Origin of the sequence: Allobranchiibius huperziae (assembly GCF_013410455.1) — a bacterium.
GTDB classification, from domain to species: Bacteria; Actinomycetota; Actinomycetes; order Actinomycetales; family Dermatophilaceae; genus Allobranchiibius; species Allobranchiibius huperziae.
This window is the reverse complement of the sequence record NZ_JACCFW010000001.1, coordinates 2,048,661-2,061,915: the sequence shown is the minus strand read 5'-3', so window position 1 is coordinate 2,061,915 and position 13,255 is coordinate 2,048,661. Positions and strand designations below refer to the sequence as shown.

At 71.2% G+C, this 13,255-nt stretch carries 11 protein-coding genes; 8 read left to right on the top strand and 3 right to left on the bottom strand.

Annotated features, from left to right (window positions below):
- Positions 1 to 62 precede the first annotated feature (62 nt).
- From HNR15_RS09735 to hemE, 3 genes are all read left to right on the top strand, one after another.
- On the top strand, positions 63 to 872 hold the full coding sequence (locus HNR15_RS09735; RefSeq protein WP_179481269.1) for an isocitrate lyase/PEP mutase family protein: 810 nt from the start codon (positions 63 to 65) through the stop codon (positions 870 to 872).
- A complete protein-coding gene (locus HNR15_RS09730; protein WP_179481267.1) occupies positions 869 to 1,720 on the top strand; it encodes an EamA family transporter in 852 nt (283 codons plus the stop codon). Before HNR15_RS09735 ends, HNR15_RS09730 begins: the two co-directional genes overlap by 4 nt.
- 368 nt (positions 1,721 to 2,088) lie before the next feature.
- On the top strand, positions 2,089 to 3,135 hold the full coding sequence (hemE, locus tag HNR15_RS09725) for a uroporphyrinogen decarboxylase (RefSeq protein ID WP_343048488.1): 1,047 nt from the start codon (positions 2,089 to 2,091) through the stop codon (positions 3,133 to 3,135).
- On the opposite strand, the gene yczE is transcribed toward hemE, so the two are convergent.
- The gene (gene yczE / locus HNR15_RS09720) at positions 3,092 to 3,793 is read right to left on the bottom strand and encodes a membrane protein YczE (protein WP_179481263.1); all 702 of its coding nucleotides are present in this window, start codon (positions 3,791 to 3,793) and stop codon (positions 3,092 to 3,094) included. The genes hemE and yczE overlap by 44 nt on opposite strands.
- A gap of 62 nt (positions 3,794 to 3,855) precedes the next feature.
- Between yczE and yczR the strand changes: the two genes are divergently transcribed.
- From yczR to hemQ, 4 genes are all read left to right on the top strand, one after another.
- Entirely contained in the window at positions 3,856 to 5,286 is a 1,431-nt protein-coding gene (yczR, locus tag HNR15_RS09715; protein WP_179481260.1) for a MocR-like transcription factor YczR, read from the top strand.
- A 112-nt stretch (positions 5,287 to 5,398) separates the two neighbouring features.
- Entirely contained in the window at positions 5,399 to 7,291 is a 1,893-nt protein-coding gene (locus HNR15_RS09710; protein ID WP_218883646.1) for a family 43 glycosylhydrolase, read from the top strand.
- Positions 7,292 to 7,370: 79 nt separating this feature from the next.
- The gene (hemG, locus tag HNR15_RS09705) at positions 7,371 to 8,774 is read left to right on the top strand and encodes a protoporphyrinogen oxidase (protein ID WP_179481258.1); all 1,404 of its coding nucleotides are present in this window, start codon (positions 7,371 to 7,373) and stop codon (positions 8,772 to 8,774) included.
- Positions 8,775 to 8,805: 31 nt separating this feature from the next.
- The gene (gene hemQ, locus HNR15_RS09700) at positions 8,806 to 9,519 is read left to right on the top strand and encodes a hydrogen peroxide-dependent heme synthase (RefSeq protein ID WP_179481257.1); all 714 of its coding nucleotides are present in this window, start codon (positions 8,806 to 8,808) and stop codon (positions 9,517 to 9,519) included.
- Positions 9,520 to 9,599: 80 nt separating this feature from the next.
- On the opposite strand, the gene msrB is transcribed toward hemQ, so the two are convergent.
- The gene (gene msrB, locus HNR15_RS09695) at positions 9,600 to 10,046 is read right to left on the bottom strand and encodes a peptide-methionine (R)-S-oxide reductase MsrB (protein ID WP_179481255.1); all 447 of its coding nucleotides are present in this window, start codon (positions 10,044 to 10,046) and stop codon (positions 9,600 to 9,602) included.
- Positions 10,047 to 10,147: 101 nt separating this feature from the next.
- Positions 10,148 to 12,007, bottom strand: coding sequence for an endonuclease/exonuclease/phosphatase family protein (locus HNR15_RS09690; RefSeq protein WP_179481253.1), 1,860 nt, complete (start codon positions 12,005 to 12,007; stop codon positions 10,148 to 10,150).
- A 216-nt stretch (positions 12,008 to 12,223) separates the two neighbouring features.
- Between HNR15_RS09690 and ligD the strand changes: the two genes are divergently transcribed.
- Complete coding sequence (gene ligD, locus HNR15_RS18235; protein WP_246305908.1) at positions 12,224 to 13,252, top strand: non-homologous end-joining DNA ligase; 1,029 nt, start codon at positions 12,224 to 12,226, stop codon at positions 13,250 to 13,252.
- Positions 13,253 to 13,255: the final 3 nt, after the last annotated feature.

The window sequence follows — 13,255 nt, the reverse complement described above, 5'->3', positions numbered from 1 at the left end:
AACCGTCAGCGCCGACGCAAACCTGCAGGCACCGCGCGGCTCTGGGCTGGCACGATGCTGCGATGAGCACCGTCATCACCGAGGACCTGCGCCGTCGCTACGCCGATCTGCACCGGAGCGGGACGTTCCTCATCCCCAATCCGTACGACGTCGGGTCGGCCGTGCTGCTCGCCGGCCCGCTCGGCTTCCCGGCGCTGGCGACGACCAGCTCGGGGCTCGCGGCAACCCTCGGTCTGGACGACCAGCAGGTGACGCGTGAGGTGCTCGTCGAGCACGTCGCCGCGGTCTGTGCTGCCGTCGACGTGCCGGTGCAGGTCGATGCCGAGGATCTCTTCCCCCGGGATCCGGGCGGAGTGGAGCGCAGCGTCGAGCTGCTCGCGCAGGCGGGTGCCGCCGGTGTGTCCCTGGAGGACTACGACCAGTCCGCCGGCCGCGTGCTGCCCTTGGACGACGCGACGACCAGGGTGCGCGCTGCGGCGGCCGTCGCGCACGAGCACGGGATGCTGCTGACGGTCAGGTGCGAGAACTTCCTCTACGACGCGGGCGATGTGCACGACACCGTCACCCGGCTGACGGCGTACCGGGATGCCGGTGGCGACGTCCTCTATGCGCCCGGGATCACCTCGGAGGAGCAGGTGCGCGCCGTGGTCGGCATCGGGGCACCGGTCAACGTCCTGCAGCTGCCTGGTGGACCGCACGTGTCGTCGTTGCGGGAGTGGGGCGTGCGCCGGGTGTCGCTGGGCGGCGCCCTCGCGTGGGCGGCGTACGGCGAGATGGTCCGGGCCGCAGGAGAATTCGCAGAGCAGGGGACGATGTCGTACGCCGACCGCGCCGTCTCGCGCGAACACCGGGACGCGTTCGGTCGCCGGTGACCTACCTGCTGGCTCTGCTGTCCAGCCTGGTGTGGGGCAGCTCCGACTTCGCCGGCGGTCTGTTCACCCGCCGTGCGCACGCGGTGCAGGTGGTCTTCGCGTCGCAGGTGGGCGGGCTGATCATCACGTGCGTCGCGATGGCGGTCGCGGTGAGCTCGGGCCACGCTCCGCAGAGCGGTCTCTGGCCGGTGTACGGCGCCTTCGCCGGGCTGTGCGGCTGCGTCGGCCTGTGCGCGTTCTACGCCGCGCTGTCCTCCGGGACGATGGGAGTCGTCTCGCCGATCGCGGCGCTCGGCGCGATCGTGCCGGTGGTCCTGGGGGTGCTCGGCGGCGAGCACATCGGTCTGCTGACCGGTGCCGGGATGGCGCTGGCGCTCGCCGGCGCGGCCCTGGCCTCGGGGCCCGAGCTGTCGGGCGAGGTCTCCCGTCGACCGCTGGGGCTCGCCGTGGTCGCGGCCGTGGGGTTCGGACTGGCGCTCTACCTGCTGCACCAGGCGAGCGCCACCAGCGTGCTCGGTGGTCTGTGGGCGATGCGGGTGACGAGCATCGTGGCGCTCGGGCTGCTGCTCACGGTGTGGCGCACCCGGCCGAGCGGCATCCCCGGCCCGCACCTGAGCAGACGCCTGATCCCCTTGGCGATGCTCGCCGGTAGCGCCGATCTGAGCGCCAACGCGCTCTTCGGGATCGCCTCGACCAGTGGAGCGGTCGGCGTGGTGAGCGTGTTGGGGTCGCTTTATCCGGTGATGACCTTGCTGCTCGCGCGGGGGTTCCTGCATGAACGGCTGCGCCGGGTGCAGCTTGTAGGCGTGATGTGCGCCGTCGTCGGGGTGGCACTCACCGTGTCCTGAACGACGCGGCGCACGTTGCGAGCCGAGCGGGCCCAGACGACGGCACGGACGGGCGGCGCGCGTGCGTTTGGGGCCGAGCGGGCCGAGACGAGGACGCGGACGGGCGGCGCGCGTGCGTTCGGGACCGAGCGGGCTGAAACGACGTGTCAGCGCTGACAAGCCACGGGGCAGCGCAAGGCGACGGCAGCGTTCCTGATCCAGGCCGCCTGAAGACCGGCAGCCGACACAGGAAGCGACCGCGGCGCGGTCGGTGTCGAGCGGTGCGTGGGTAGGAAAGAGACCGCCGCGCCGACAACCCACGCGACCCGCGGATGGCGGACGCGGACCGGTGGTTCTGGGCAGGTCGCCGCGCGTGGAAGGATCGCGTCGTGACCTCCCAGGGCCCCGACACCGAGCTGCCACTCCTCATTCGCGCCGCGCGCGGGCTGGAGGTCGAGCGCACCCCCGTCTGGTTCATGCGCCAGGCCGGGAGGTCCCTGCCGGAGTACCGCGCGCTGCGCGAGGGCATCCCGATGTTGCAGGCCTGCCGCACCCCTGACCTGGTCACCGAGATCACCGTGCAGCCGGTACGCCGCCACGGTGTGGACGCAGCGATCTTTTTCAGCGACATCGTGGTGCCGCTCGCCGCGGCCGGGGTCGACCTCGACATCGTGCCCGGCGTCGGGCCGGTCGTCGCGTCGCCGATCCGCGACCGCGCGGCCGTCGAAGCGCTGCCGTCACTGACCGCCGACCAGGTGCCCGACATCGCGCAGGCGGTGCGGCAGACGGTCGCGGAGCTGGACGGTGTGCCGCTGATCGGTTTCGCCGGAGCGCCGTTCACGCTGGCCAGCTACCTGGTCGAGGGCGGCCCGTCGCGCAACCACGAGCACACCAAGGCGCTGATGCACGGCGACCCGCAGACGTGGGATCTGTTGTGCAGCAAGCTCGCCGCCATCGCCACGACCTACCTGCGGGTGCAGATCGAGGCGGGCGCACGTGCTGTGCAGCTCTTCGACTCCTGGGTCGGCGCACTGTCGCGCGAGGACTACGTGCGCTACGTGCAGCCGCACTCCGCGGCCGTGCTCGCCGGAGTCGCGGACCTCGGCGTGCCCCGCATCCACTTCGGCGTCGGCACGGGGGAGCTGCTGACGGTGATGGGGGAGGCGGGGGCCGACGTGGTCGGCGTGGACTTCCGGGTCCCGTTGGACGAGGCGAACGCCCGCCTGAGTGGCCGCTATCCGCTACAGGGCAATCTCGATCCGGCGCTGCTCTTCGCTCCGTGGGAGCCGCTCGAACGGTCCATCGACGCGATCCTTGACGCCGGCCGGGCCGCGCCCGGGCACATCTTCAACCTGGGGCACGGTGTGCTCCCCGACACCGACCCTGACGTGATCACACGGGTTGTGCAGCGGGTGCACTCTCGCTCGGCGCGTTGAGCGGGACGTCCAGCCGCACGATGCACCACGGCAGGAACGCCTGCACCAGAGGACCGATCGCGACGGCGTAGGCCAACGTCCCGAAACCGACCACGCCGCCCATCAGCCACCCGGTGCCGAGGACGGTCAGCTCGAGCGCGGTGCGCACCAGCCGCAGGCTGAGGCCGGTACGCCGGTGCAGCCCCGTCATGAGTCCGTCGCGCGGACCCGGCCCGAGTTGGGCGCCGATGTAGAGCGCGCCGCCTGCGCCGTTGATCACGAGGCCGAGCGCGAAGACTGCGATCTGAGTGGGCAGTCCGTGCATCGTGGGGATCACCGCGAGCGCGATGTTGGTGGCGACGCCGATCCAGATCGCGTTCGCGATGGTGCCGAGACCGGGCCACTGACGCAGCGGGATCCACAGCAGCAGCACCGGGATGCTGACCGCGATGACCGCGGTGCCGAGGTCCATCCCGGTCAGCCGCGCGACGCCGTAGTGGAAGACGTCCCACGGGTCCAGGCCGAGGCCGGCGCGCACGAACATCGCCATCGCGACGCCGTACATCGTGAGGCCGACGAAGAGCTGCACCACGCGGCGCGGCAGTCGTCCGGCGCGCAGCTGGCCCATTGGGGTCAGGGCGGCGAGGGCTGCTCGTGGGGATCGTGGTGGTGCGGTCATGGTGCTAGTTTCGCAGCAAGTGGCCTTAGGAAGAAGGGCCAATCTGCACGAGGTGGATCCCTATGCAGCACATCACCGGCCGACGGCTCACGACGCTGCTGGGCGCGCCCGATCCGGGCCGGCCGGCCTACCTCTGGCTGGCGGACGGGATCCACGGGCTGGTGGCCGACGGTCGTCTGCTGCACGGCACCAGGCTGCCGAGTGAGCGTGAACTGGTCGACGCGGTCGGCGCCAGCCGCACGACGGTGACCCGCGCGTACGCCGTGCTGGGGGAGCGGGGGTACGCGGTCGCGCGGCGCGGGTCCGGCACCGTCGTGCAGTTGCCGGGCGGGCCGGTCGCCGGCGGCGGCGAACCCTTGCCCGGGTGGGAGCAGGACGAGGGCGGGGGCGACGTGATCGATCTGCGGCGCGCCGCGCAGGCGGCGCCCCCGGGACTGCGGGAGGCGCTGGAGGCCGCGACGGCGCGGTTGCCGGCGTACGTCGGTGGTGCCGGCTACTTCCCGCTCGGGGTGCCGGAGCTGCGTGAGTCGATCGCCGCCCGGTACGCCGAACGGGGCGTGCCCACCGATGCCTCGCAGATCTTCGTGACCTCGGGGGCCCTGTCCGCGCTGGTGACGGTGTTCCGTGCGGTGATCGGTCGTGGCGACCGGGTGGTCATCGAGTCGCCGACCTACGCGCACTCCGTCGGCGCCCTGCGCCATACGGGCGCGCGTCTGGTGCCGGTGCCGATCGGTCCCGTGGAGATCGATCGCGAGGCGCGCGACCAGGCCCTCGCCGCAGGAGCCGGCGCCATGCTCGCCCTCCCGGACTTCCACAACCCGACCGGGCTGTCGCTGGACGACGACGACCGCGCCCGGCTGGCGTGCGTGTGGCAGCGCCACGGCGTGGTGGGGATCGTCGACGAGACGCTGACCGAGGTGTGGCTCGACGAGGCGCCCGACGTCCTGCCGATGGCGGCGCACAGTCGCGGCTGCGTGAGTGTCGGGAGCGCGAGCAAGACGTTCTGGGGCGGTCTGCGGATCGGCTGGATCCGCGCGCCTCGCGAGCTCGTGGGCGCGATCGCCGCCGCACGCGCGACCCTCGACCTGGGGGCGCCGGTGCTCGAGCAGCTCATCACCGCCGAATTGATGCGCACGAGTGCGACGTTGCACCCGGACGCTCGAGCCGGGCTCATCGAGAGCCGAGCCGCACTGCTCCAACTGCGAAATGCGTTGCCGCAGTGGGAGGTACGTGTGCCGTCCGGCGGCTTGTCCTTGTGGTGGCGGATGCCGAAGCCGCGAGCGACCCGTCTGGCGGCGATCGCACGGCAGCACGGCGTACTCCTCGATCCGGGATCGACGCAGGCGGTGCAGGGAAGCGGGCTGGAGCATTACGTGCGTACGCCGTTCGCGCTCGCGGACGCCGCACGCGCGGCCGTCCCGGCGCTGGTGCGGTCGTGGGAGCAGATCGCCCAGGAGGACGCGGGGTCACGCGGAGGAGGAAGGTCGCGCTGATCCGCGCATCGGCCCGACACCGTGAGTAGCTTGGGTGCAGCTCGGCAACACCAGCTGGATCGCCCACGTCGGCGATCCACGGGACAGCGTCGTCACCGTGAAGAGGCACAGCATGAGGTCATCGAGTCAGCGTCATCACCTCGGATGGATCCCGGCCGCGATCATGGCCGTGGTCGCCCTGGCCCTCGGGACGCCCGTGGTCGCGGCGAGCCCGGCGACCGCGTCGCCGCCGAGTCCGCAGCACGGTCCGTCCGGCTCCGGTCATGCGCGGTCCGCACCCAGGCCGGTGATCGACGCCAACTTCGCCGACCCGGACATCCTGCGGGTCGGGCGCGTCTACCACGCCTACGCGACCAATTCCGGTGGCAAGAACATCCAGCACGAGACCTCGACCGATCTCGTCCACTGGACCGCTCGCCCGGATGCGCTCCCGACCCTGGGCGCCTGGACCGGACCGTGCAGCTTCACCCCTGGCGGCGCCACCGACCACTGCGTCTGGGCGCCCGACGTATCGGCCGTGCCCGGCGGTTACGCGATGTACTACACGGCCCGTGACGCACTGGCGCCCCGTCAGTGCATCGGTATGGCGTTCTCCACCTCGCCGGACGGCCCGTTCACCCCTGTCGGCACCGAGCCACTGGTCTGTCCCGACGGACAGCGCGGCACCACCGATCTCGGCGGCGCCATCGACCCGTCGACGTACGTGGAGAACGGCCACCGCTACCTGCTCTGGAAGGCGGACGGCAACTGCTGCGCGCTGCCGGCGACCATCTATCTGCAGCCGTTGTCCGCGGACGGCCGCACCCTCACCGGGCCGCCGACGAAACTCATCTCGAACGACCTGCCGTTCGAGGGGCACGTCGTAGAGGCGCCGACCCTGGTCAAGCACGCCGGCACCTACTACCTCTTCTTCTCCGCCAACGACTTCGGCGGCGGCAACTACCGCACCGGGTACGCGACCGCGACATCGCTCACCGGACCGTTCACGCAGTCGCACACCGAGTTGATGACCACCGACCTCTTCCACGGCACCGTGATCGGGCCGGGTGGACAGGACGTGATCACCGCGGCCGACGGCAGCACGAAGATCGTCTTCCACGGATGGGACCCGACGTACAGCTACCGCGCGATGTACGTCAGCGGGCTCAGCTGGTCGCGCAGCGGGGTGCCGAGCGTCGACAGCGCCGACGTCCGGTACCAGGCGGAGGACGGGGTCGTCACGGACGCCCGCGTCGTGCAGGACGTGACCGCCTCCGGAGAGGCCAAGGTGGGCTACCTGGACAACCCGGACAGCTCTGTCACCGTGCGGATCGCCGCGGACCACAGCGGTCCGGCGACGCTCGGCATCCGCTACGACAACGGCTCGCGTGATGCGTCGGGCAACGGTGTCGCAGCCACGGACAAGGTCGCGGTCAACGGGCGCGCGGCCGGCACGGTCACACTGCGCAACACGGCGTGGGGCAACTGGTCGACGACCGCGTACGACGTGCGCCTGCACCGGGGTTGGAACACCGTGACCCTGACCAAGGCGACGTACTACGCCGAGCTCGACGCGATCGACCTCTACCGCAGCCCTGTCGCGCCGGACCGTACGCCCACCGCACCGCCGCGGGGTCGCACGCCGACGCGGTACGAGGCCGAGGGCGGGGTGATCGTCGATGCACGAGTCATCGCTGATCCCAGTGCATCCGGCGGGGAGAAGGTCGGCGGCCTGGACAACGCCGACAGCTCGGTGACCCTCACCGTCCAGCGAGCCCGTGCGGGCCGCGCCATCCTGGGCATCCGGTTCGGCAACGGGTCGCTGGACCGCAGCGGATACCCGGTGTCCTCCAGTGACCTGATCACCGTCGACGGGCGCCGAGCGCCGGACGTGATCTTCCCCAACACCACGTGGGACAACTGGTCGACCGTCTACTACCCGGTGCGACTGCACCGCGGCAGTAACACCATCACGTTCACGAAGTCGACGTTCTACGCGGAGCTCGACGCCGTCGACGTGTACTGATCCTCACTGGCAGCCGCGGACGCGCTGCCTTCGGCGGCTGCCGCTCGAACGCCGGCGGCGGGCTGCGAGGCTTGCTCCCATGAGCACGATCGCGATCGTCGGCGGGGGCATCACCGGGCTGGCCGCCGCCTGGCACCTGGCGACCCGGCGTCCGGGTCACGAGGTCGTGCTGGTGGAAAGCACGTCGCGGCTCGGCGGCAAGCTCGACTCCATCCGGGTGGCCGGCCACGTGGTCGACGGAGGTGCCGAGTCGGTGCTGGCACGACGACCCGAGGCCCTGGAGCTGATGGCCGAGATCGACGCTCCACTGGTGCATCCGGAGCGATTCCCCGCAAGCCTGTGGAGCCGAGGCGCCATGACTCCGATGCCCGCGGGCACGTTGATGGGTGTGCCTTCCGACCCGTCGTCGCTGCGCGGCCTGCTGACCGACGACGAGGTGGCGCGGGTGCGCGATGAGCATTCCGTGGACCTCGACGGTGCCGACATCGGCATCGGTGACCTGGTCGAACGCGCCTGCGGCAGTGCGGTCGTCGACCGCCTGGTCGAACCGTTGCTCGGCGGGGTGTACGCCGGGCACGCCCGCGCGCTGTCCGCGCGTGCCTGCATGCCGGCCCTGTGGGAGGCAGCTGCCGCCGGTCGCTCCCTGCTGCAGACCGCGGCGCGCGCGGCCGAGGTCGGCGCCGCCCGCCGGGACGAGCCGGTGTTCGCCGCCGTCGACGGGGGTCTGGGCACCCTGCCGGCCCGTCTGGCCGAGGCGGCACGCGGTGCGGGGGTGACGATCCGGACCGGTGCGGTCGTCTCCGGCCTGACCGCGGAAGGTCCGGCATGGCGGCTGCGGTTGACCGGCTCGGAGTCCGGCGCCGGCACCGGGGACGCCGCGCCCGCCACCACGATGCATGCCGACGCGGTGCTGCTCGCCACCCCGGCGGCGCCGACCGCGCGCTTGTTGAGCGACCCGGCACCCGACGCGGCGGCGGCGCTGCGGACCATCGAGTACGCGTCGATGGCGTTGGTGACGTTCGCCTTCCGCGCGTCCGATAGCGCAGCGTTCGAGGGAACGACGGGCTTCCTGGTGCCCCCGGTCGACGGAGCGCAGATCAAGGCGTCCACCTTCAGCAGCAGCAAGTGGCCGTGGCTCACGGACGCGGTGCCGGATCTGCGGTTCGTGCGGGTGTCCCTGGGGCGGCACGGCGAGGAACGCGTGCTGCAGAAAGACGACGCCGACCTCATCCGGATCGGCCTGGCGGACCTTCGGAAGGCGGTCGGCGCGATGCCGGAGCCCGTCGATGCGCAGGTGCGCCGCTGGGGCGGCGGCCTGCCCCAGTACGCGGTCGGTCACCTCGACACGGTCGCCTCGATCCGCGCGGCCACGGCGGCGCACCCGACGCTCGCACTGGCGGGTGCGGCGTACGACGGGGTCGGGATCCCGGCCTGCATCGCGTCCGGGCGCAGGGCGGCCGAGGAGCTGGTCACCCGGCTGTGAGGCGGTCAGGCGACGTTGGGACGATGGAGCCATGACGCACCACGACAACCCGCAGCCGACGACCGAGCACGCCGAGCAGATCAACGCCTCGATCCGCTACACGATGTACTCGGTCTTCACGGTCGCCCGCGAGCTGCCCGCGGACCGGGACGAGCTGGTCGGCGAGACCGAGCAGTTCATCAAGGGGCTGGACGCCGAGGGAGTGGTCGTCCGCGGCATGTACGACGTGTCCGGGCTGCGCGCCGACGCCGACCTGCTGGTGTGGTGGCACGCCGAGACCATCGAGGCGCTGCAGGCGGCGTACAAGGGCTTCCTCGCGACGCCGCTCGGGCGGCACCTGGACGGGTTCTGGTCCAATGTCGGGCTGCACCGGCCCGCGGAGTTCAACCGGGGGCACGTGCCGGCGTTCCTGGCGGGCGAGCCGCCCAAGCGGTACCTGTGCGTCTACCCGTTCGTGCGTTCCTACGACTGGTACCTGCTGCCGGAGGACGAGCGCCGCACGATGCTGCGCGATCACGGTCTGGCCGCCCGCGACTTCGCCGACGTGCGCGCGAACACCGTCGCGTCGTTCGCGCTCGGCGACTACGAGTGGTTGCTGGCGTTCGAGGCGGACGAGCTGCACCGGATCGTGGACCTCATGCGTGCCCTTCGCGAGACCGAGGCGCGCCGGCACGTGCGCGAGGAGCTGCCGTTCTTCACCGGCCCGCAGACGAGCGTCGCCGACTTCGCGACCGCCCTACGCTGAGCCGGGCCTCCAACACGGCGAAAAGGGTCGCGGCGCGCTCCATGGAGCGCGCCGCGACCCTCGTCGTCGTGCGGAAGACGTCAGGACGTCGGCTGCAGGGTGATGCTGACCGAGTTGATGCAGTAGCGCTGGTCGGTCGGGGTGTCGTACCCCTCGCCCTCGAAGACGTGGCCCAGGTGCGAACCGCAGTTGGCGCAGCGCACCTCGGTGCGCTTCATGCCCATCGAGCGGTCGGTGATGAGCTCGACGTTGTCGCCCTCGGACGGCTCGTAGAAGGACGGCCACCCGCAGTGACTGTGGAACTTGCCCGTGCTGCGGAAGAGCTCGATGCCGCACGCCCGACAGTTGTAGATGCCGGTCGTCTCGGTGTCGGTGTACTCGCCGGTGAACGCGCGCTCGGTGCCCGACTTGCGCAGCACCTGGTACTCCTCCGGAGACAGCTGCTCGCGCCATTCCGCGTCGGACTTGGTGACGGGGTAGGTCTTCTCGTTGGTGCCTTCGGACTTGTCGGTGGTGCGACCGAACATGGCGTATTCCTCTCGGGTGGACTACCTAGACCAACGCCGCCGAGCGGCCGGTTGTTTCCGGCAGCTCGGCGGCGTACGGGTCGCGGCGCGTCAGCTGGTGCTCAGCCGCCGATGTGCAGCCGGACGATCTGCGGGTCGTGGTCGGAGTCCTGGTCGCTGAACTCCGCGTTCGTGTGCACGATGTCGTAGCTGTACGCCGAGCCCTCGGACAGCGCCGGGCTCAGCAGGATGTGGTCGAGCACCTGGCTGTTGCCCTCGAAGTCGTAGGTGTAGCGCTGGTTCTTCGGGAGCGTGCGCGGCAGGTCCGTGAGGCGGGTGCCACCGTGACCGGCCAGGATGTCGGCGGTCGCGCTGAACTCGAAGTCGTTGAGGTCGCCCAGCACGACGACGTTCGCCTTCTTGTTCGCCGACAACAGGCTGTCGACGAAACCACGGACGAGGGTGGCCTGCTGGTGCCGCTGGTTCTCCGAGCTGCGGACCGGCTGCTGCCAGCGGCCCATCAGCGGGTCGTCGCCACCCTTGGAATCGAAGTGGTTGGCGATGACGAAGACCGGGGCGCCCTGCCAGCGGAACTCTCCGACCAGCGGCTTGCGGGAGTCGTCCCACGCGGCATTCGTCGGGTCGATGCGCCCGGGCGAGGCGCTGATCGAGGTGCGAGAGCCCTTCCCGGTCACGGTCGTCGACGAGGTCGCCGAACCGCCGCTCTTGTCCACGAAGGACAGCCCGCGGTCGGTGCGGAAGAGGAAGACCTGCCGGATGTTGCCGCCCGGCTGGCCGCCGTCGGTCTTGTCCTGCGGGTTGATCCACCGCGCCTGGTACGACGGGCCGCCCGCAGCGCTGATCGCGGCGACGAGCTTCGCGACGGTCGCGGAGGAGTCGGTGGTCCCGTCGTCGGTGGCGCCGCTGTTGTCCTGGATCTCCTCCAGCGCGACCAGATCGGGGGCGCGCAGGTTGGTGACGATCTGGCCGGCGAGCCGGCTGAACTTGGTCGCGGGGTCCTGCGGCGCGAGGTTCTCCACGTTGAATGTCGCGACCGCGAGCTGGGAGCGGGAGGCGCGTGCCGTCACCTCGCGGGTGAGGCCGGCGGAGCGCCGCTGGCCCACCGAGGTCGCCATCAGGTGGAAGTTGCCGAAGGTGTAGTCCATGACGCCGGTGGTGAGGCCGGCGTACCGGTCGCCGACGTTCGCAGCGCTGGGCACACTCGCCGTCGGCAGCAGCGCGGTGTCGAGGATCAGCCGCATCGAGTTGGGGTGGTCGTATCCGGAGTAGAGGACTCCGCCGCGCGGGGTGGAGATGGCGCGGACGTTCTGCCCGGGGACGATGGGCGTCTCGCCGTACGACACGGCGGTCGGGCCGACGGCCTTCGCGTTCAGCTCGGCGACGCGCATGCCCTCCAGGGACTCATCGAAGTCGAGGGCGTTGCGGGACGGGTCGAACGGGGTCCCGGCCGTCTCGACGTTGCCGGGATTGCCCTGCTCGACGGTCTGCTGCGGCGCGATCCGGTCGCGGCCGATGACGACGGGGGCGGGCAGCGGGTTGCCCGTGCTGACGACGGTGACGGTGACCCCGCTCAGCTCGGTGGTGCTGAGGTTGCCGACGCCGCCGCTGCCGCCGGGGCGGAACTCCACGACAGTGCCCGCGACGGTGACGTCGTCGCCGGCGCTGACCGTGGGCACGGATTTGGTGTAGACGAAGATCCCCTCGCTGGTCGCGGGGTCGGAGTCGGGCGTCATCGACTGCATCCAGAAGCCGGTGCGGCTGGTGGCCGTGACGCGGCCGGCGACGCCCTGCACGGTCTGACCCTTCAGCGGCGAGACATGCGCCGCGCCCTGGATCTGGTCGATGGTCGTGCCGGATGCGGCGTGGGCGGCCGGCTGCCACAGGGCGAGGCCTGCCGTGGCGCAGAGGGTGACGGTGCCGAAGGCGCTGAGGGTGCGTCTGCTGGTCGAGATGCGGGGCATGGTGAGCTTTCCTATCTGTGACGGTGCGGTTCTCCGCGGCGCGACGGTGGATCGCGGGTGGAGTCGGTCGTTCGACTGTATGCATCCTGAGAGGGCCCGCGGGAGGGGCGCGGATGACCATTCGGTGAACGCGGAGCTGCCCTCTTCGGCGTCGGACGGGCGCTCGCCCGGCGGATCCCGCAGTGCTGGGGGTGCACGCGGCTAGGGTCGGGCAGCATGAGCGCCAGCAAGCCGGTCATGCTCGAGATCGAGTCGCCGGGCGGCGAGCCGCGTACCGTCCGGCTCTCCAGCCCGGACCGGGTGATGTGGCCGGACGACGGCTACACGAAGTTGGATCTGGCGCAGTATCTGATCGCCGTGGGGGAGTCGTTCCTGCGCGCGAACGGCGACCGGCCGGTCGCCCTCGAACGTTTCCCGGACGGGGTCGACGGGGAGCGGTTCTTCTCCAAGAACCCGCCGCGCGGGGTTCCTGAGTACGCACGATCGGTCACCTGCACCTATCCCTCCGGTCGCTCGCACCCGCAGTTGGTGCTCGACGAGGTCGCCACGGCCGTGTGGGCGATCCAGATGAACACCGTCACCTTCCACCCGTGGCCGGTCCGTGCCGACGACAACGACCACCCGGACGAATTGCGCATCGACCTGGACCCGCAGCCCGAGCGGTCGTTCGCCGACGTCGTCGAGGCGGCCACCGAGCTGCGGGACGTGCTGCGGGAGGCGGGTTTCGATCCGCGGGTGAAGACGTCCGGCAACCGGGGCCTGCACATCTACGCGAGCATCGAGCCGACACACGAGTTCCTCGACGTCCGTCACGGCGTCATCGGCGTCGCCCGCGAGCTGGAGCGCCGGATGCCGGAGCTGGTCACCACCGCCTGGTGGAAGGAGGAGCGCGGGGAGAAGATCTTCGTCGACTTCAACCAGGCATGCCGGGACCGCACCATCGCGGGCGCGTACAGCCCGCGGCCGTTGCCCGGGGCGCCCGTGTCAATGCCGGTGCGCTGGGAGGAGTTGGGCGACATCGCCACGAAGGATTTCACCATCGCGACGGTGCCGAAGCTGCTGGACGACCGTGGTGACGCGTGGGCGCAGCGAGGTGCCGTGGGCGACGTACGCGGCGCGGTCGCGTTGTGGGACAGGGACGTCGACGAACGAGGCCTGGGGGAGATGCCCTTCCCGCCGGACTATCCGAAGATGCCGGGCGAGCCACCGCGCGTGCAGCCGTCGCGCAAGAAGATGGAGGGCTGAGTC

Coding starts and splice junctions, on each gene's coding strand:
- HNR15_RS09735 (WP_179481269.1), top strand. CDS start 63: ATGAGCACCGTCATCACCGAGGACCTGCGCCGTCGCTACGCCGATCTG.
- yczE (WP_179481263.1), bottom strand. CDS start 3,793: ATGACCGCACCACCACGATCCCCACGAGCAGCCCTCGCCGCCCTGACC.
- yczR (WP_179481260.1), top strand. CDS start 3,856: ATGCAGCACATCACCGGCCGACGGCTCACGACGCTGCTGGGCGCGCCC.
- HNR15_RS09710 (WP_218883646.1), top strand. CDS start 5,399: ATGAGGTCATCGAGTCAGCGTCATCACCTCGGATGGATCCCGGCCGCG.
- hemG (WP_179481258.1), top strand. CDS start 7,371: ATGAGCACGATCGCGATCGTCGGCGGGGGCATCACCGGGCTGGCCGCC.
- hemQ (WP_179481257.1), top strand. CDS start 8,806: ATGACGCACCACGACAACCCGCAGCCGACGACCGAGCACGCCGAGCAG.
- msrB (WP_179481255.1), bottom strand. CDS start 10,046: ATGTTCGGTCGCACCACCGACAAGTCCGAAGGCACCAACGAGAAGACC.
- HNR15_RS09690 (WP_179481253.1), bottom strand. CDS start 12,007: ATGCCCCGCATCTCGACCAGCAGACGCACCCTCAGCGCCTTCGGCACC.
- ligD (WP_246305908.1), top strand. CDS start 12,224: ATGAGCGCCAGCAAGCCGGTCATGCTCGAGATCGAGTCGCCGGGCGGC.